Source organism: Nakamurella sp. UYEF19 (genome assembly GCF_040546275.1).
Lineage (GTDB): Bacteria > Actinomycetota > Actinomycetes > Mycobacteriales > Nakamurellaceae > Nakamurella.
This window is the reverse complement of the sequence record NZ_JBEPNO010000003.1, coordinates 78,210-96,465: the sequence shown is the minus strand read 5'-3', so window position 1 is coordinate 96,465 and position 18,256 is coordinate 78,210. Positions and strand designations below refer to the sequence as shown.

The 18,256-nt window shown below is 68.1% G+C and carries 15 protein-coding genes; 9 read left to right on the top strand and 6 right to left on the bottom strand.

The features are described 5' to 3' along the window. Positions 1-5: 5 nt before the first annotated feature. A complete protein-coding gene (locus tag ABIB25_RS06630; protein WP_354527641.1) occupies positions 6-1,514 on the top strand; it encodes a lipopolysaccharide biosynthesis protein in 1,509 nt (502 codons plus the stop codon). A 25-nt stretch (positions 1,515-1,539) separates the two neighbouring features. On the opposite strand, the gene ABIB25_RS06625 is transcribed toward ABIB25_RS06630, so the two are convergent. Together ABIB25_RS06625 and ABIB25_RS06620 are read right to left on the bottom strand one after the other, a co-directional pair. Beyond that, positions 1,540-2,655 (bottom strand): glycoside hydrolase family 16 protein, encoded by a 1,116-nt coding sequence (locus ABIB25_RS06625; protein WP_354527640.1) that lies wholly within the window; start codon positions 2,653-2,655, stop codon positions 1,540-1,542. Positions 2,656-3,062: 407 nt separating this feature from the next. Beyond that, positions 3,063-4,910 carry a Mur ligase family protein gene (locus ABIB25_RS06620; protein ID WP_354527639.1) on the bottom strand — a complete coding sequence of 616 codons (1,848 nt, stop codon included), beginning with the start codon at positions 4,908-4,910 and terminating at the stop codon, positions 3,063-3,065. A 136-nt stretch (positions 4,911-5,046) separates the two neighbouring features. Here ABIB25_RS06620 and ABIB25_RS06615 point away from each other — a divergent pair, with 136 nt between their 5' ends. Further along, positions 5,047-6,699: a serine/threonine-protein kinase gene (locus ABIB25_RS06615; RefSeq protein ID WP_354527638.1), complete on the top strand. Its 1,653-nt coding sequence runs from the start codon at positions 5,047-5,049 to the stop codon at positions 6,697-6,699. A 270-nt stretch (positions 6,700-6,969) separates the two neighbouring features. After that, the gene (gene groL, locus ABIB25_RS06610) at positions 6,970-8,592 is read left to right on the top strand and encodes a chaperonin GroEL (protein WP_354527637.1); all 1,623 of its coding nucleotides are present in this window, start codon (positions 6,970-6,972) and stop codon (positions 8,590-8,592) included. 210 nt (positions 8,593-8,802) lie between these two features. Here the strand turns inward: groL and ABIB25_RS06605 are convergent, their stop codons facing one another. Continuing rightward, positions 8,803-9,597, bottom strand: coding sequence for a helix-turn-helix domain-containing protein (locus tag ABIB25_RS06605; protein WP_354527636.1), 795 nt, complete (start codon positions 9,595-9,597; stop codon positions 8,803-8,805). A gap of 108 nt (positions 9,598-9,705) precedes the next feature. Here ABIB25_RS06605 and ABIB25_RS06600 point away from each other — a divergent pair, with 108 nt between their 5' ends. Then, the gene (locus ABIB25_RS06600; protein ID WP_354527635.1) at positions 9,706-10,263 is read left to right on the top strand and encodes a TIGR03086 family metal-binding protein; all 558 of its coding nucleotides are present in this window, start codon (positions 9,706-9,708) and stop codon (positions 10,261-10,263) included. 302 nt (positions 10,264-10,565) lie between these two features. Beyond that, a complete protein-coding gene (locus ABIB25_RS06595; protein WP_354527634.1) occupies positions 10,566-10,802 on the top strand; it encodes a hypothetical protein in 237 nt (78 codons plus the stop codon). A 73-nt stretch (positions 10,803-10,875) separates the two neighbouring features. Here ABIB25_RS06595 and ABIB25_RS06590 read toward each other — a convergent pair whose 3' ends face one another. Then, entirely contained in the window at positions 10,876-11,394 is a 519-nt protein-coding gene (locus tag ABIB25_RS06590; RefSeq protein ID WP_354527633.1) for a hypothetical protein, read from the bottom strand. 107 nt (positions 11,395-11,501) lie between these two features. On the opposite strand from ABIB25_RS06590, the gene ABIB25_RS06585 reads away from it, so the two are divergent. Continuing rightward, on the top strand, positions 11,502-12,896 hold the full coding sequence (locus ABIB25_RS06585) for an MFS transporter (protein WP_354527969.1): 1,395 nt from the start codon (positions 11,502-11,504) through the stop codon (positions 12,894-12,896). 99 nt (positions 12,897-12,995) lie between these two features. On the opposite strand, the gene ABIB25_RS06580 is transcribed toward ABIB25_RS06585, so the two are convergent. Beyond that, on the bottom strand, positions 12,996-14,288 hold the full coding sequence (locus tag ABIB25_RS06580) for a type 1 periplasmic-binding domain-containing protein (protein ID WP_354527632.1): 1,293 nt from the start codon (positions 14,286-14,288) through the stop codon (positions 12,996-12,998). Positions 14,289-14,357: 69 nt separating this feature from the next. Then, positions 14,358-14,999 carry a helix-turn-helix domain-containing protein gene (locus ABIB25_RS06575; RefSeq protein WP_354527631.1) on the bottom strand — a complete coding sequence of 214 codons (642 nt, stop codon included), beginning with the start codon at positions 14,997-14,999 and terminating at the stop codon, positions 14,358-14,360. A gap of 143 nt (positions 15,000-15,142) precedes the next feature. Between ABIB25_RS06575 and ABIB25_RS06570 the strand changes: the two genes are divergently transcribed. The 3 genes from ABIB25_RS06570 to ABIB25_RS06560 are packed head-to-tail and all read left to right on the top strand — an operon-like array spanning position 15,143 to position 18,209. After that, the gene (locus ABIB25_RS06570; protein ID WP_354527630.1) at positions 15,143-15,985 is read left to right on the top strand and encodes an ABC transporter ATP-binding protein; all 843 of its coding nucleotides are present in this window, start codon (positions 15,143-15,145) and stop codon (positions 15,983-15,985) included. Then, on the top strand, positions 15,982-16,845 hold the full coding sequence (locus ABIB25_RS06565; protein WP_354527629.1) for an ABC transporter permease: 864 nt from the start codon (positions 15,982-15,984) through the stop codon (positions 16,843-16,845). The genes ABIB25_RS06570 and ABIB25_RS06565 overlap by 4 nt, the downstream gene beginning before the upstream one ends. 56 nt (positions 16,846-16,901) lie before the next feature. Further along, positions 16,902-18,209, top strand: a complete 1,308-nt coding sequence (locus ABIB25_RS06560) for a substrate-binding domain-containing protein (RefSeq protein WP_354527628.1) — start codon at positions 16,902-16,904, stop codon at positions 18,207-18,209. The last annotated feature ends 47 nt before the right edge of the window (positions 18,210-18,256 follow it).

Here is an 18,256-nt window from a genome sequence, read left to right as displayed (position 1 = left end):
GGCCGGTGGCCTCGGTCCCACGGCTGGAGAAGGAGGAAGCGGCGGCCGTCCTGGCCGGGCCCGGCCGGTCCGTGACCACGCTCGACGCTCCGGACGACCAAGCTGCGGGCATGGGCCGGCTTTTCGGTCGGGACCTGATCTACGTGGTGATCTGGTCACTCCAGCTCGTGACGGCCGTGGTCGTCTCGCCGGTGCTCGCCTACATCCTGGGCCCGTCCGAGTTCGGCAGCATGGCCACGGGTATCGCGATCTACCAGGTGCTGATGGTGCTGGCCGTGATCGGTTTCGACCGGGCCATCACGCTGCAGATGGCGGACGATCCCTCCGGCCGCAGTGCCCGCTCCCTCCTGGCCGTCGGCATGGTCATCGCGGTGTCGTTCACAGTGCTGGCGGGCACCACTGCCGGCTTCTGGGGCCCGTTCGTCGGGCTGGGCTCCGAGCGGTCGCTGGTCATCGCAATCGTCCTGTGGACCGGTCCCGGTGCCGTCGTGCAGCTCTCGCTCGCGCTGCTGATGGCGCAGGACCGGTTGAAGCCGTTCGCTGCGGTGAGCTGCCTGTCCGCGCTCGGCGGTCCGGTCTTCGGCATCGCGCTGGTCTTCCGGGTGGCCAAGAATGCCAGCACCTACGCCTGGGGCGGGGTGATCAGCCAGTTCGCCGGTCTTCTGATCGCTCTGCTGCTGTGCAAACCGTTGCTGGCCGGTCTTCTCGACCGCCCGCTGATCAGAAGTGCATTCTCGCTGGGGGTTCCGATCATGCTGAGTGGGCTGTCGGTGTTCGTCCTGACGGCGAGCGACCGGGTGGTGATCTCCCGGCTGCTCGGATCGGCGGAGGTCGGGCGGTACCAGATCGCCTACACCGTCGGCTACGTGGTGGTGCTCGGGCTCTCGTCCGTCAGCCAGGCCTGGACGCCTCGGCTGGCCGCGGTCCGCGACAAGGTGTTGCGGCGCAAGCTGACCGGGCGCTCCCGCGACGAGTTGTACCGACTGTGCGTACCGATCATCCTGGGCATCACGCTGGCCGCACCGATCTTGCTGCGCATCGTTGCTCCGCCCAGTTTCGATCCGGCGTCCTTGCTGATCGTGTCGGTCCTGGTGGCCGCGGCGGCGTTCCCGGTCGCCGCCTCCGGTGCGACCAGCCGTGAACTGCTCATCCTGCGCCGCACCCGCCCGCTCGCCGTGGTGGCCTTCGTGGCCGGCGCGTTGAACGTCGGGCTGAACCTGCTGCTCGTTCCGCTGTGGGGGATCTCCGGCGCCGCGGCGTCGACTCTCGTGGCCTTCTCGGTTCAGGCCCTGCTGCAGCGTCGCGCCCTGGACGACTCGGCCGGGTGGCCTCGCACCCCGCGGCCGCTGCTGGCCCTGATCGGCCTGGCCTGCCTCATCAGCGCCGGGTCCTCGCTGCTCCCGCAGACCACCGCATGGAACCTGATCCGGCTGAGCCTGGCGATCGCCTGCCTGCCCTGGTTGCTGCTGCAGTTGCGTGCTTCTCGGAAGAACGACCTGGCCGTTCCCGCCTGACGTGCATCGCCGTCGCCGACCGGCGTCAGCCGACCCACCTGTAGACGGTGACCCAGTCGATCAGCACATGTCCGGCGGTGGTGGACTTGGGCAGCGGACCGGAGGTGGCGGTCTGCAGGATCCAGTGGAGCGCCTTCCTGGGGATGCTCCGAGTGTCGGTGCCGAGGTTGACGCCGTCGAGGATGAAGGACACCCCGGTCGGCTTCCACTCGATGCTTGCAGTGTGCCAGTTCCCCCATGACACCTTCGGGCTGACGATCAGACTGTTCGATCTGGCGTTGCCGACCATGTGGTTGAAGCCTTGCATGTTGGCGCTGAGATAGCCCTCGGGGAAGTCGATCTCGCCGTCGTTCCAGTCGCCGCTGTCCGGCCAGAGCAACCAGCCGGCGCCGTACCCGGCGAGCGGGTCGGACCTGAAGCGGACGGTGAACTTGCCGTAGATCTGGCCGCCCCATTTGCCGTTGTTGACCAGCGGAACCGGCGCAGCGCCCTGCGGCCGGCCGTTCTCGCTGTGCAGGTAGAGGTCGAGCACGCCGTCGTGCGCGGAGATGATCTTCTGGTTGTAGGTGCCGTGGCCCGAGGAGTCGTTGAAACCGTTGTAGCTCATCCACTTCCCGGTGTACGTACCGGGAAAGCCGCCCATGGCAACATTTTTCGTGAAGTCTTCGGTGAAGGTCTGTTGCCAGCCCGGCAGGTTTCCGACGGGCATGGCCTGCCCGCTGGGGGCGGAGGCGGAGGCCACGCCACCAACCGTCACGGTCTTCTTGCTGCCGATGTCGTGCCAGGTGCCGTTGACCTTCGCGCAGGCCCAGTAGGTGTAGGTCCCCGCGTTGAGGCTGCGCACCTTGACCAGTTTGACTCCCGCCGTGGTGATGGTGGTTGTCGCCAGCGGGAAGTCGACGTTTCCGCCGCTCGAGTTGCGTGCACAGATACCGGCCAGCGAGGCCGACACGGTGGCTGAGGATTTGACGGTGGCCGTCGCGGTGACGGTGGTTCCGCTGGTCGTCGCAGACAGGGCGGTCGTGGTGTACGTGGTGGTGGCGGCAAGGGCAGGAGCGGCGAACGCCAGCAGCACCACCCCGACCACTCCGGCAATCGCTGCGGTTCGGCGCGGGTGCCACGGTCGGTATCGGTGAGCCATGGGTGAGGTTCCCTCTCGTGCCTTCGGGGGACTGTGCCATCGAGGATCGGGCCATCGAACACTGTGCCACCGGGGGACTGTGTCATCGGGGGATCGGGCCATCGAGGGCGTGCCATCTGGGACTGGAACTGGGTCGGTGCACCTGTTCGGCGGGCGGGCGGGCACGACGATGGCTGCACCCAGGACCGCGTTTCGACCGCGGAACCGCTCTGATGATCAATTGTCACGGAACGATATCAGCCGTTTTTCACGGCAGGACCGACCTCGGCGATTTGCCCGATTCCGTGTGGTCGCACCGCATTCGGAGCGGCCCTCAACTCGAAGGAGGGGTCTGCGTCACACCCGCTTGCTCCAAAATTCAGCCACTGTGGGTGGGTTGAGACCACCGATGCCGAACCGTTACAGGGCTATTCAGGCACTATCTGGGAGCTTGTGCCCGAGCCTGACCGCTGAGCTGCCACCCGCTCGGCGATCTGGTCCGCAGAAGCCTCCGAACCGCCTCTCCGCAGGATCTCGGTGGCCATCTCGGCGCGCTGCTCCAGTGCGCACACCGCGATTGCCGAACCGTCGGGCAGGGCAGCGTCCAGCAACTGGATCAGGGCGGAGAGCTCGTCCGGGGTGTCAACGACGTTCAGCACTCCCGCCTCGGCCGCGCCGGAACGCCACAGTTCTTCCATCGTCCCCGGTTCCCGTCCGCGCAGGTACTTGTGCCGGCCCGCGATGATCATCTCGTCCGTTGCTGCTGCGGCCATCTCGCCCATGGCGTGGATCGCCTCGTCGGTGCGGTCACCCGCGGTACCGACCACCACGGCGAACCGGCCCCCTGGCAGGCGCAGGGCCGCCGTGACCTCGAGCAGCGATTCCAGCGACGCCTCGTTGTGTGCCAGATCCAGCACCACCGCGAGGCTGTCGAGCAGGTAGACGTTCAGCCGACCGGCATTGTGGTCGGCGCCGGCGGTGAAGGATCTCAGCCCGCACCGGACGGCCTCGAGCGTTGCGCCGACGCCGAGCGCTGCTGCCGTCGCGGCCAGGGTGTTCGAGACGTTCACCCTCGAGGTGCCGGCGAGGGTGAGCGGGACATCCTGCACGGGAAGGACTGTCGTCGGATCCAGCCCCCGGCTGAGCACCACGATGTCGCCGTCGATCACCGTGATGGCCTTGCCGCCGGCCTCCAGAGCCTCGTCCAGGTAGGGATTGTCGGGATCGGGGGAGTAGAACCAAGGACGGGCGCGCGACACCGACCGCATCTGCCGAACCAGTGGGTCGTCGGCGTTCAGCACCGTCCAGCCGCTGGCCTTGGTGATCCGGGCGACCACCGACTTGACCTCGGCGAGTTGCTCGATGGTGTGCACGCCGAGCAGCCCGAGATGGTCTGCGCTGATGTTGGTGACCACCGAGACGTCGTTGGCGGCAGTGCCGACGCCGCGGAGAAGGATGCCGCCACGGGCGGTCTCGGTCACCGCGACGTCTACCCGCGGATCGGACAGCACCCTCGCGGCGCCACCGGGGCCCGACCAGTCACCGCTCTCGACCTCGACACCGTCGATGACGATGCCGTCCGTCGACGACCATCCGGGAGTCCGACCGTCCGCCTGCATCAGGTGCGAGATGAGCCGCGTCGTGGTGGTCTTGCCGTTGGTCCCGGTCACCGCGATCACCGGAACGGCCGGGCGCAGGGGGCGCACGGTCTCGCCGGGGTCCGCGCCGACCATGGCCAGACCGACCTCGGAGATCGCCTGCTGCGGATCGACGCCGCCGCGGGTGATGCCCTCGAACGCGACGGAGATCGCATCCCCGAACCGTTCGGCGATGCCGCGGCGGCGGAACGGGAAGGCGACGACGACCGTGCGATCGTCGCCGACCCTGGCGACCGCCGGGATCCTCGTCCCGATGGCGCCGCCACCGCGCCGGACGATCGCCGCGGCCAGGGCGGCGGCCGCATCCGCCCTGGCCGGCGAATCGGCCATGCCGACCGTCGGGGTCCGCGGGACGGCGCCGGCGTGCGGTGCGTGCTGTGCGTGCGGTGCGGGCTGGTGGCCGGCTGGGGGCTGGGCCGGCTGGTGCCCGGCGTTGCTGCCAGCAGAATGACGGACGCGCAGTGCCCGCTGCCAGCCGACCACGGTGGCCGGATCGGCGTCCATCACACCGGAGGCATCCAGCGTCAGCTTCACGGTCGGACGGGAGAAGTAGAGGTTCGGACCGGTCAGCACCCGTAGTTCCAGCGGCACCGGCGGCTCGTGGTCGCGGTCGGACATGGAGCGAACCTTACGACCGGCGGGTGCGCCGGTGCCCGTCAGGTCGTCGACCGGATCGCCGCGGGCGGACCGGTCGACGGCGCCGGGTTCCGCGCTACGGTCCCGGAGCACCATGAGTGCCCTCTACTCTTGGGCTGTGTCGGTCGACCTCACCGGGCAGCGCCTGGGCCACTACCTGGTGCACGAGGTGATCGGCCGTGGCGGGATGAGCGTCGTGTACCGGGCCGTCGACCAGAGGCTGGAACGCGCCGTGGCCCTCAAGGTGATGAGCGAGAACCTCTCCGCCGATCCTGAGTTCCGCGCCCGCTTCACCGAGGAGGCGCGGGCCGCCTCGGCCATCGATCACGTCAACGTGGTCCCCCTCTACGACTTCGGCGAGGCCGGCGGTTGGCTGTTCATCGCGATGCGTCTGGTCGACGGCACGGACCTGGCCCGGGAACTGGCCACCGGGCCGATGCCAGTCCGGCGGGTATTGAATCTGCTGGGTCAGGTCGGGGCCGCGCTGGACATGCTGCACGAGCGCGGGCTCGTGCATCTCGACGTGAAGCCGGCCAATGTGCTGATCACCCGGAACGAATCGGTGGGGAACGAACACGTCTACCTGGCCGACTTCGGCCTCACCCGCCGGGGGACCACCGGCCACCGCACCGCCTCGGGTGACTTCCTCGGGTCACCCACCTATGCCTCGCCCGAACACCTGCGCGGCGACGACGTCGGTCCACGGTCGGACGAGTACTCGCTGAGCTGCATGTTGTTCACCGCGCTGGCCGGGCGTGCGCCCTTCATCGGCGACGTGCGGACCGTCATCACCGGCCATCTTTCCGGGGTGGTGCCCTCCCTGTCCGCCCTGACCACGTTGTCGCCGGCCGTCGATCGGGTGATCGCCCGTGGGCTGGCCTCGGATCCAACCCTGCGGTACGCCAGCAGTGCCGACCTGCTCAGCTCCATCCGCCGGGCCATCGCATCGATGGGCGACGAGCCGATCGCACCCGTCACGGCTGGTCCGGTTGCTTCGCCGGTGACGGTTTTCGGTTCGCCGACCAGCCCCGACCGTTCGACAAGCCGTGGTGCCCGAAGTTTTCCAGGGACCGGCACAGGTTTCAACCCGGGCGCGGCCGCGGGAGCCCCGGTCGCCGGTCGTCCGTGGGAGAGCTCTCCGGTGCCCTCCAATCCGGCGGCCCGGCAGCCTCCGCCCGGACCGACGCCCGGACCGACGCTCGGACCGAGTTGGACGCAGGTCGCTTCGCTGGCCGGCGGGCCGCCGCCGGGTCCCCAGGCGCCGGGTGGTGCGGGGTCGGGTGCACCGGGGTCGGGTGGTCCGGGGTCGGGTCCAGGTCGGGGTCCGGGTAGTCCGGGGTCGGGTGGTCCTGGGTCGTTCGGACCCTCCGGGCAGTCGGGGCAGGCCGTCCAGTACGGCAGCTACGGCCAGGTCCGGCCGGCCCAGCTCGGTCCGGACACCACTGGTCGCCGTCCGGCCAGCCATCGGATCGAACCGGCGAAGCCCCGATGGCCGTGGTTTGCCGGGGGCGGGCTTCTCGTGGTCGTGGTGGTCGCTGTCCTCCTGCTCGTGAACCGAGGAGGGGACAGCAATCCGGGGGCGCCGGTCACCACCCCCACCGTCTCCTCCAACGCGCAGGTCCCGCCACCAGGGACCCCGGTGTCCACCTCGCCGACGCAATCGACCAGTACCGCGCCGGTGGTCCCGCGCACCCTGCTGCAGCCGACCTCCGTCCCCACCGACCTGGAATCCGTCAGCGGTCTGCCCAATCCGTTCACCAGCACCGGCTGACCCGTCGGCCCCGGCGCGACCAGGTGATGGAGACACTTGCTTGCACTCGACACCCGAGAGTGCCAGTATGAAATTGGCACTCGGGGTCCCTGAGTGCCAGGTCGAAACCGATGAGTGTCCGCGGTGATCACGAGCCAGATGGCGACGGTCGAGTGGATGCGTCCGTCGCGGGCGTCGCAGAGACCACACAACATGCCAATTGCTCACCGACCCCGGCCGACGCACCACGGTGTCCGTCCGAGGCCGGCCGATCTGGAGGATCAACACCTCATGTCCAAGCTGATCGCTTTCAACGAGGAAGCGCGTCGCGGGCTCGAGCGCGGGATGAACATCCTCGCCGACGCCGTGAAGGTGACCTTGGGGCCGCGAGGCCGCAACGTCGTCCTGGAGAAGAAGTGGGGCGCGCCCACCATCACCAATGATGGCGTCTCCATTGCCAAGGAAATCGAGCTCGAGGATCCGTACGAGAAGATCGGTGCCGAGCTCGTCAAGGAAGTTGCCAAGAAGACCGACGATGTCGCCGGTGACGGCACCACCACGGCGACCGTCCTGGCACAGGCGCTCGTCCGCGAAGGCCTGCGCAACGTCGCAGCCGGTGCGAACCCGCTGGGTCTGAAGCGCGGCATCGAGAAGGCCGTCGAGGCCATCTCCGCCCAGCTGCTGGCCGACGCCAAGGAGGTCGAGACCAAGGAGCAGATCGCTGCCACCGCCTCGATCTCCGCCGCTGACCCCGTGATCGGCGAGCTCATCGCCGAGGCCATGGACAAGGTCGGCAAGGAAGGCGTCATCACCGTCGAGGAGAGCAACACCTTCGGTCTCGAGCTGGAGCTCACCGAGGGCATGCGCTTCGACAAGGGCTACGTCTCGCTGTACTTCGCGACCGACGCCGAGCGCCAGGAAGCCGTTCTGGAGGATCCCTACATCCTCCTGTACGGCTCCAAGATCTCTGCGGTCAAGGACCTGCTGCCGATCCTCGAGAAGATCATGCAGTCCGGCAAGCCGCTGCTGATCATCGCCGAGGACGTCGACGGCGAAGCCCTCGCGACCCTGGTCGTCAACAAGATCCGTGGCACCTTCAAGTCCGTGGCCGTCAAGGCTCCGGGCTTCGGTGACCGCCGCAAGGCCATGCTGCAGGACATCGCGATCCTGACCGGTGGCCAGGTCATCTCCGAGGACGTCGGGCTCAAGCTCGACTCGGTTGATGTCGCCCTTCTCGGCACCGCCCGCAAGGTCGTTGTCACGAAGGACGAGACCACCATCGTCGACGGCGGCGGCGACGCCGAGCAGATCGCCGGCCGCGTTTCCCAGATCCGTGCCGAGATCGACAAGTCCGACTCGGACTACGACCGCGAGAAGCTGCAGGAGCGGTTGGCCAAGCTGGCCGGCGGCGTTGCGGTCATCAAGGCCGGTGCCGCCACCGAGGTCGAGCTGAAGGAGCGCAAGCACCGCATCGAAGATGCCGTGCGCAACGCCAAGGCCGCCGTCGAAGAGGGCATCGTCGCGGGCGGTGGCGTCGGGCTCCTGCAGGCTGGCACCAAGGCTCTGGCCACCCTCGAGCTCGTCGGTGACGAGGCCACCGGTGCGAACATCGTTCGCGTCGCCATCGAGGCCCCGCTGAAGCAGATCGCGATCAACGCCGGTCTCGAAGGCGGAGTCGTGGCCGAGAAGGTCCGCAACCTGCCGGCCGGTCACGGTCTCGATGCGTCCACCGGTGAGTACAAGGACCTGATCGCGGCCGGGATCATCGATCCCGCCAAGGTCACCCGGTCCGCGCTGCAGAACGCTGCGTCCATCGCCGCGCTGTTCCTGACGACCGAAGCGGTCGTCGCGGACAAGCCGGAGAAGTCCTCTGCTCCGGCCGGAATGCCGGGCGGCGGGGACATGGACTTCTGAGTCCTGCTTCCGCTCCACCCGTACTATCTGTTTCGATTCGCAAGGGCGGTCCCGCTTCGGTGGGGCCGCCCTTGCGGCGTCTCAGCGGCGTGGGGCGTGCGGCGTGGGGCGTGGGTGCCGGCGTCCTGGCAAGGTGTGCCGGATCCTGGCACGGTCCGGGGGCCCTGCCAGGGTCAGGCAGTCTTTGCCAGGACGACGTGCCGCAGTCGATCAGCGGCCGGCATAGCGGGCGGGGGAGACGCCGAAGGCCCGGGTGAATTCGCGCGTCAGGTGCGCCTGGTCGCTGAAGCCCAGGTCGACCGCGACCTGGGCCCAGGACACCGACGAGCCCGTCGAGACAGCCTCCGCTGCTTCGAGCAGACGGTACCGCCGGATGACCTTCTTCGGGGACAGACCGATGTGGCCGGCGAAAAGTCTCTGCAGCGAGCGCATCTCGATACCGGTTCGAATGGCGAGGTCCTCCACCCGCCGGATTTGCCGGTCGGCGGCGATCGTGGCGGCTGCGGCTGTCGCCGATGCCGTATCCGGTGGGACCGCGCTGGGAGCCAGGGCGGTCAGGAACTCCTGGACGCGTGCCACCCGATCCGGTTCGGCCAGTGGCGCCGGACCCGGCACCGCGCGGACCTCCGCGACCACCGATGCTCCGCCCGCCCACCGATCTGCGATCGGCTCCACTCGGTCGGTCCACTCGGCGGCGGTCCCGAGAAATGGGCGGGCACCCCCCGGCCGGAACATCACTCCGACGGCCCACCCCACGCCGCTCTGCCGTTGGGTGGCGAGCCGGGTGGGGGGTCCGTACACCGCGGCGCGCTGCGGCTCGATCACCACGTTGACCGCGGGGTGCGCGAAGATCGGCTGCTCGAATTCGTTACCCGGCTCGAGATTCCAACTGACGCACCACAACCGGTCGACGTAGGGGATCAGCCGTTCGCCCGGCTCGTAGCGCTGCAGCCGAAAATGCTCGAGCCCCACCTGCGGATGGACGATGCCGCGCGTGTCGGTCATACGGGTCAAGGTAGCCGCGACACCGGCCGGAGGCCGACCCAGGGGGAGCGTCACCCCTGTCGCGTTTGTTCAAGAAACCGGCTGATCAGTCGCCGTAGCGTCGGACCCATGACGGACACGACAACGCTGGAAAGCGTGCTCACCAAGACTGCGGACGTGGTGGCCGGGGTGGGGCCGGGACAGGGCACTTCGCCCACACCGTGCGAGGACTACACCGTGGACCAACTCGTGCATCACATCGTCAGCTGGGTCAAGGTTTTCGCCAATGCTGGCGCTGGTGACCCCCAGCCCGAAGACCCCGAAGCCATCCACATCGCCGACCCGTCCGCGGAGTTCCGGGCCGCCGCCGCGAAGGCTGTGCAGGGTTACTCCCGATTGCCTGACGATGCACCGGTCACGCTGAGCTCTGGAGTCATGCCGGCCGCTGCGAGCGTGGCCATGATGACCGGCGAGTACCTGGCCCACGGCTGGGATCTCGCGATCGCGACCGGCCAGCCCGTGATATACACCGACGAGGAGGCCGAGGTGGCCAGGGTCGGCCTGGCGCCGCTGCTCTCCCCGGAGTACCGGGGTGCCGGCATGCCGTTCGGCGATGTCGTCGACGTGCCCGACGACGCATCCGGGCTGGCCCGCTTTCTCGGCTTCTCCGGACGTCACCCGCACTGACCAAGTGGTGGAATCGGGCCGACGGACAGGTGGCAGCGGAGCCGGAACGAGGACCGGATCTCTCCGTTCGCGGCATCCGGCGCGACCCTGCGACCGAGCCTAGACGGGTGACAGATCGAATCTCCTCCTGGTCCACCGAGTGGACGAACGTCAGGCGGTTGTAGGATCAGATCGACAGCACCGGCGCGACGGCCCGGACGACCGAACAGGATGTTCGTGAGCTGCGCGCGGAACTCGCCCGGCTGCAGCGGAAGGTCGCCTGGCTGGAGGACCGGTCCTCGGACACCGATGCCAAGACCAGGTTGAGCGAGTTCGACCCGGCCAGGCGGGTCCGCGAGGCTGCCCTCGTGGCACTCGACAGCCTCCCCACCGGTGGGCCGCTACCCGCTGATCTCGACTTCGGCTCACTGGCCGACGAACGCGGTTATTGGCTCGCCCCCCTGGTCCGGACGCTTCGGGCGCTGCTGGCCGGCCATCCCGGGGCGATGGAACATCCGCCTCGTGGCGGAACCCGTTTCCAGGCTGGTGATCTCGCCTAGCTGGTGCGGCCCTGCGAGGGATTGCTCGGGGTACTGCACCTGGCCCGGATGCTCTGACCGTTCTCTGGAGTCGTCAGCTCCTGACGTACTTCAGCGTGTACCCGTCGGTCCCGACCGTCAGGGTCGAGAAGTCTGTCTCGGCGGAGACCGAACCGTACAACGCGCGGCTGCCGTCGGTGACGATCGGATCGGTGGGCGGCGGTTCGGTGCCGGGAGCATAACCGCAAGACACTGCGCCGTTCTCGATGTGCTCGGCCTCGAAACCCGTCATCGTCCAGGACCAGTCGCCGTTGTTGTAGTTGCATCCGTCGAAGATGCTGATGAGCCCGGACGATTCCATCTTCAGCGTGTGATCACCGAGGCGGGCCACCGGCGCCGTCCGTCCGTCGTGGCTGACGCTGGTCAACACCCACCGGATACCGACGATGTCCTGCAGCCGGCCCGCCGTTCGCATCGGTCCGGTGATCAGCCAGGAGAGCGCGAGGACCGCGAGGATCACGAGCGTGGCGAGAGGTCCGACCAGTCGTCGCCGCAACGGTCGTCGGGTTCCGGGGCCGAGTTCGGCAGAGTCGTGGTCGAGCATTTGCGTCATCTCGGCCTCCCGCATTGGTCACCCGCTACAAAAGTAGCCCGCTGCGACGCCGGACGACAGCGATCTGGTCAGGAGCGGGTCGAATCGTTTGAAATGATCGGTCGGTGATGGAGAGCCGGCAGCGGAGCATTGCCCTGCTGGTCGCCGGGACCTACTTCATGGAACAGCTGGACGGCACCATCGTCGCCACCGCTGCGCCCAGCATGGCCAGATCTCTCGGGGTGACGTCGGCCGACATCGGCGTCACCATCACCGCCTATCTGCTGACCCTCGCGGTGCTGATCCCGCTCAGCGGCTGGATCACCCAGCGGTTCGGGGTCCGGCGCGTGTTCCTGTCCGCGATCGCCGTGTTCACCGTGGCGTCGGTGTGCTGCGCGATCAGTACCAGTGTCGTGGAGCTGACCGCCTTCCGGGTGCTCCAGGGGGTCGGCGGCGCGATGATGGTGCCGGTCGGCAGGTTGGCTGTGCTCCGCAGCACGGCCAAGTCGGACGTCATCCGGGCGATCGCGTTGTTGACCTGGCCGGCCCTGGCGGCGCCGGTCTTCGCCCCGCTGCTCGGAGGCCTTTTCACCACGTACCTGACGTGGCACTGGATCTTCCTCGTCAACGTGCCGCTGGGCGCGGTGGCCTTCCTGGTCGCACTGCGGCTGATCCCCGCGGTGGACGAGCCCCGTCCCCCCGGGCTCGACTGGGCCGGACTCGCCCTGACCTGTGCAGCGGTGGCATCGCTGGTGGTGCTGGCCGATCTCTTGGCCAGCGCGACCGTGCGGCTCGTCCCGTCCGCAGCGGTCGGCGCTCTGGCCGTGATCGCCGTCGTCTTCTCGGTACGGCACCTGCTGAGAACCGAGCACCCCCTCCTGCGACTCCGGCTGCTGCACGTCAGGACGTTCCTGATCTCGCACCGTGGTGGCTCGGTGTTCCGGGTGACGGTGAACGCCGTGCCGTTCCTGCTGCCTCTCATGTTCCAGGACGGTTTCCACTGGTCACCGGTGAAGGCCGGTGCCGTGGTCATCTTCGTCTTCGTCGGCAATCTGCTGATCAAACCGGCTACCACCACCCTGCTCATGCGGTTCGGCTTCCGCACCGTGATGCTTTGCGCCGCAACAGGTGCCGCCCTCAGCATGGCTCTCAGTGGGCTGCTGCAGCCGGGCACCCCGATCATCGTGATCTGCCTGCTGCTGGTCGTCGGCGGGATGTTCCGGTCGGTCGGATTCACCGCCTACAACACGCTGGCCTTCGCCGACATCGCCCCGCCCGACCTGCCCGGGGCGAACACGCTGTCGTCCACGGTGCAGCAGGTGGCCGTCGGGTTCGGCGTCGCTGTCGGCGCGGTGGCACTCCGGGCCGGTGATCCGATCGCCGGCTGGGTGCACCTGGAGCAGCCGGTCGGCGCGTACCGGATCGCGTTCTTCGTCATCGCGCTGCTGACCCTGGTGCCGGTGATCGAGGCCCTGCGCGCCAACCGCACCACTGGTGACGCCCTGAGGGTCGGCCGCCGCTGAGGAGCGGCATCGGGCCCCCGCGTCCTGCAAAGTGCTCGCTATAGCGAGCACTTTGCAGGACGCTACCGGCCCTGCGGGTGCTACCGGCTGCTACGGCTGCTATGGCTTCTGCGGCACGTAGTCGGCGATGCCGGGGGCGGCCTGCAGCCAGATGAGCGGACGCAGACCGGCCGGGGCCTTCGGATCGGCCAGGGCCACCGACGAGACCCGGGTGGCGGGCAGCGCGGAGCCGACCACCAGGCCGGGATCCGAGGGCCCGAACAGGGAGTCGACGGACGCGGGACCCACGGTGGTCATGGCCGCCTCCACGCCCGAGCGGGTCAGCGACCGCTCCACGCAGGCCTGGGTGAGCAGCCGACCCCAGTTCGCGGCCACGCCGAATCCGGAGAGCAGATCCGGCCCGGGATCGGTGCGGCCGGAGGCCACGAACGCCTTGGCCACCGCAGCCGCCCCCGGGTTGTCCGAGCCGTAGGCCGGAGCGGCGAGACTGACCAGGAGCCGCGGTCCGTTCGTGGTCACTGGAGCCGAAGGGTCGTACCCGTCGAGATCGGTGATGACGTCGGTGTCCGCGGGGACGCCGCGCAGGGTGGCCTGCACCTGCGACGGGGTCGCGACGACCAGCACCGCGCCGACGCCGGTCCAGGCGGTGCGATCGATCTCGCCGCCGCTCACCGTTCGAGACACCAGGGTGACGTCGTTGGCCTTCGCCCACCACTGCGCGCCCTGCAGGGCGTTGGCCGCCTCGGCGGCACCGTCGGTGACGACGCCGAGGGAGCTGCCCGCGGGCAGCTTGCCGGTCGACCGGAGGTAGGCGAGGGCGTTGATGGTCTTGATGTCCTCCGTCGGCCCGATCACCACCGGTCCCGTCTTCGTCAGCGCGGTCGAACTCCCGGTCAGGGTCAGCACCGGGATCTGGTCGGCGGACGACAACGCTGCGAGCGCCGGTGCTTCCGACTCCGCCGGCAGGGTGATCAGGCCGAGAGTGGTCCCGGCGATCCGGCCGTAGCCGGTGGTGAGGTCCTCCTGCGCACTACCCGTGCGGATGACGATCGTCCGTCCGCAAATGCCACCCGAGGTGTTGACCGCCCGTTGCCACAGCGCGACGCCGGTCGAGAAGCCCCGATCTGCCGCGGCGTCGACCAGCAGACCAAGACTGATCGTCGTCGTGGTGACCCCTGCACCGGTCAGCAGACCATTGGGCGTCACGGGAGTGGGCGTGATGCTGGTGGAGGTCGGGGAGGTGACGGTGGCCCCAGCGCTGCCGTGCACCGGCGAGGTGAGGGTCACGGTGCCCGTCGACCCCAACGCCGCGCCCGAGGTACAGCCGGCCATGGCCAGCAATGCCCCGAGACCTGCGGTCAGCAGGCTCGAATGCAAGGGGCGGTGGGGCACGCCGTCACCGTACCGGCGAGCGGCCTTCCGCGAGTCGGGCGGTGACCGTCCTGGCGCTCGACGGGGGCGTCATCCGGTCGGCGAGGAAGCTTCCTTGACGGCGAGCAGCCGGTAGCCGGCGCCGTCGATGGTCCGCCACCGGTGTGGGGTGCCGCCGCCGTAGTAGAGGGAGTCCCCGACGGTCAGTTCGAGGTGCTCTCGCTCGCCGAGATCGACCTCGATCGATCCTTCGATGATGTGCACGAACTCGTCCTCCGGGTGCTGGTAGTACTCCTCGAACTCGGTGTTCGAACCGAGGTAGACCATCGGATGGAAACGCGCCGCGCTGCCCACCAGCAGCCGGGCCGAGCCGCCAGGGGCGGGGAGCACGGTGCCCTCGTCGGCACGGACCACGGTGAAGGGCGGCCCGATCCGGTCGAGAGCCTCGTCGGTGGCCCGTGCCATCAGCTCGGACTGGCTGCTGTGCAACGCTTGTGCGATTCTTCCCAGGCTCGTCATGCTCGGTCGGGCCAGACCCCGCTCGAGCTGGCTGAGGAACGGATGGGACAGGCTGGTCATCCGTGCGAGGGCCACCAGCGTGAGGCCGTGCTGATGGCGGAGATGCCGGATCTGCCGGCCGAGGCGGGCTTCCTGGGAGCCGGTGTGGTGGTCCGGATCGGGGACGGCGGCGGGCAGATCCGTCTGTCTCGTCGCGGCGGAGTGCTCGGGCAAGGGCCAACTCCCTTCGGGACAACACCGTGTTAACAAAGCCGAACGAATCGGAGATTTGCCGGAAATGTAGCGGCTCTACGTTGTCGATGTTGATGAGATGAACATCGAGTTGTCAAGCGGACCGCCGAGCGCAGGGAGAGCAGATGACCGCCGCATCCTGGGCCAGGCTTTCCGACACCCGAACGGTATCGAGCAACGCCACACCGAGCAGCGGAGGTGTCCAGGTTTCCACCGAACGGTTCGTTGCCGACGGCGATCCCATCCTGCGGTTCTCCGACATCACCAAGACCTTTCCCGACGGGACGGTCGCGCTGACCGGGGTCGACCTGACGGTCAGCGCCGGGGAGTTCGTGACCGTCGTCGGACCGTCCGGCTGCGGCAAGTCCACACTGCTGCGCATCGCCTCCGGTCTCACCGACATCAGCAGTGGCACTTCGGATGTGCTGGCCGAGCGGATCGGCTACGTCTTCCAGGACGCCACGTTGCTGCCATGGCGGACGGTGCGCTCGAACGTCGAGCTGCTGTCCGAACTGGCCGGCGTGAAGAAGTCGACGCGTGCCGCGGATGCACAGGCCGCGATCGACCTCGTCGGTCTGGGTGGGTTCGAGAACAACCTGCCCCGCACCCTGTCCGGCGGGATGCGGATGCGGACCTCGCTGGCCAGATCGCTCACCCTCAACCCGGATCTGTTCCTGTTCGACGAGCCTTTCGGTGCCCTCGACGAGATCACCCGGGAACGTCTGAACGACGAACTGCTACGCCTGTTCGACATCCAGCGGTTCGGCGCGCTGTTCATCACCCATTCCGTCAGCGAGGCGGTGTACCTGTCGACCCGGGTGGTCGTCATGTCGGGGCGTCCCGGACGAATCGTCGACACCTTCGACGTGCCCTTCGACATGCCACGTGATCCAGACATCCGATTCACCCCGGAGTTCGCTGCCCTGTCCGGCGAGGTTTCGCACGCACTGCGGGCGGGCCACTCATGAGCACCACGACACCGGAGAAGCTCACCAAGGCCCAGAAGACGGTCAACAAGTCGTCGAGCAGAACCAGGGCCAGGAGCTCCCCGCTCAGTTGGATCGCCCCGCTCGTGGTGTTCGCCATCATCATCGGGATCTGGTACTACGTCAGCGATGTCGTTCTAGATCCGGATCTGCAGTTCCTGCTGCCGCCTCCGCACCAGATCATCACGCAGGGATTCGGCGACCCGGACATCCGCGAGGAGATCCTGGTGGCATTGGGTCGGACCACCAAGGTTGCGCTGGTCGGTCTCGCGATCTCCATCCTGATCGGGGCCGGCTGGGGAATTCTCATGTCCCTGGCCACCTGGGCGGAGCGATCCCTGTTCCCGTACGCCGTGATCCTGCAGTGCATCCCGATCCTCGCACTGGTGCCGCCGATCGGGTTCTGGTTCGGATTCGGTTTCTTCGCAAGGGTTCTGGTCTGCATCCTGATCTCCCTGTTCCCGATGGTGTCCAACACCCTCTTCGGTCTCCAGTCGGTGGAACGTGGGCAGTTAGAACTGTTCCAGCTGCAGAAGGCGGGACGGTTGACGGTGCTGCTCAAGCTGAAGCTCCCGGCCGCTCTACCGGCGATGTTCGCCGGTATGCGGATCTCCGCCGGCCTGGCCGTCGTCGGCGCCATCGTCGGCGACTTCTTCTTCCGGCAGGGCACGCCAGGCATCGGAAGCCTGTTGTCCAACTACGCATCCCGCCTCCAGGGGCCGCCATTGTTCGCAGCCATCCTGGTGGCCTCGTTCCTCGGATTCGTCATCTTCTGGGTTTTTGGCCGGCTACGGACCCTCGTCGTCGGACGCTGGTACGACCTGTCGGCCGACGGCAACTAGAAGGTCTCGTCTTGCCGACACCCCCGCACGACCCGCCCATCGAACAGGAGCCCCGCGTGAACCACCTTCCTCGCCGTACCGCCGTGGCGCTGACAGCGATCCTCGCTGCCGGCGTCGCTCTGGCGGGCTGCGGCTCGACCAGTTCCACCGCGAGCTCCGCGACGTCGAACTCGACATCGTCCAGTGCCGCGGCCCCGGTCTCCTCCGCAGCCCCCTCGAGCGCTTCGTCGTCGGGCCCGTCCAGTGCGGTCGCCTCCAGCGCCGCTTCGTCCGTTGCGCCGGAATCCGGTCCGTCGTCCTCTGCCAGCGCGACGCCGGCCACGCTGAAAGGTATTTGCCCGGACACGGTCTCGATCCAGACCGACTGGAACCCCGAGTCCGAGCACGGTGGTCTCTACCAGCTGATCGGGCCGAACCCGAGCATCGACGCCGACAAGAAGCGCGTCACCGGCGAGCTGTACTCGCAGGGCAAGGACATGGGCATCAAGTTCGAGGTCCGATCCGGCGGCCCGGCGATCGGATTCCAGACGGTCACCTCTCAGCTGTATGCCGACAAGACCTTGACCATGGGCTACGCCAACACCGACGAGGCGATCCAACTCTCCGCCAAGCAGCCCACCATTGCGGTCTTCGCCCCGCTGGAGAAGAACCCGCAGATGATCATGTGGGATCCGGCCACCTACCCGGATGTCAAGACGATCGCCGACCTCAAGGCCAAGAACGTGAAGGTCCGCTACTTCGGCGGCGCCGCCTACATGGCCTACCTGATCGGCGCCGGAGTCCTGAACGAGGCGCAGACCGACGGCAGCTACGACGGCACCCCGGCCAACTTCGTTGCGGCCCAGGGCAAGGACGCCCAGCAGGGCTTCGCCAGCGCCGAGCCCTACATCTACTCCAAGGAGGTCAAGGCCTGGGACAAGCCGGTCGACTTCCAGCTCGTGCACGACGCCGGCTACCCGATCTACGCCGCCGCCTACTCGGTCCGCACCGCCGACCTGGCCGCGATGACGCCGTGCCTCAAGCTGCTGGTCCCGATCTTCCAGCACGCCCAGGTCGACTACATCGAGAAGCCGGCCACCGCCAATACTCTCATTCTCCAGTTGGTCAAGCAGTTCAACACCGGATGGCAGTACGACCAGGGTGTCGCCGACTTCGCAGTGAAGCAGCAGCTCGACCTCGGCCTGGTCAGCAACGGAACCAACTCCACCCTGGGTGACTTCGACATGACCCGCATCCAGAAGGTGCTGGACATCGACACCCCGATCTTCACCGCCCAGAAGACACCGCCGGTCGCCGGTCTTACTCCGGCCAAGCTCGCCACCAACGAGTTCCTGGACATGTCGATCGGCCTGCCCAAGGGCTGACCGCGAACCGCCTGCCGGGCATGTCCTGCATCCCGGCAGGCGGGGCA

What these genes read in the sequence shown, in the direction of transcription:
- ABIB25_RS06625 (WP_354527640.1), bottom strand. Translation starts at nt 2,655, where the DNA reads ATGGCTCACCGATACCGACCGTGGCACCCGCGCCGAACCGCAGCGATT.
- ABIB25_RS06620 (WP_354527639.1), bottom strand. Translation starts at nt 4,910, where the DNA reads ATGTCCGACCGCGACCACGAGCCGCCGGTGCCGCTGGAACTACGGGTG.
- groL (WP_354527637.1), top strand. Translation starts at nt 6,970, where the DNA reads ATGTCCAAGCTGATCGCTTTCAACGAGGAAGCGCGTCGCGGGCTCGAG.
- ABIB25_RS06605 (WP_354527636.1), bottom strand. Translation starts at nt 9,597, where the DNA reads ATGACCGACACGCGCGGCATCGTCCATCCGCAGGTGGGGCTCGAGCAT.
- ABIB25_RS06600 (WP_354527635.1), top strand. Translation starts at nt 9,706, where the DNA reads ATGACGGACACGACAACGCTGGAAAGCGTGCTCACCAAGACTGCGGAC.
- ABIB25_RS06590 (WP_354527633.1), bottom strand. Translation starts at nt 11,394, where the DNA reads ATGACGCAAATGCTCGACCACGACTCTGCCGAACTCGGCCCCGGAACC.
- ABIB25_RS06585 (WP_354527969.1), top strand. Translation starts at nt 11,502, where the DNA reads ATGGAGAGCCGGCAGCGGAGCATTGCCCTGCTGGTCGCCGGGACCTAC.
- ABIB25_RS06570 (WP_354527630.1), top strand. Translation starts at nt 15,143, where the DNA reads ATGACCGCCGCATCCTGGGCCAGGCTTTCCGACACCCGAACGGTATCG.
- ABIB25_RS06565 (WP_354527629.1), top strand. Translation starts at nt 15,982, where the DNA reads ATGAGCACCACGACACCGGAGAAGCTCACCAAGGCCCAGAAGACGGTC.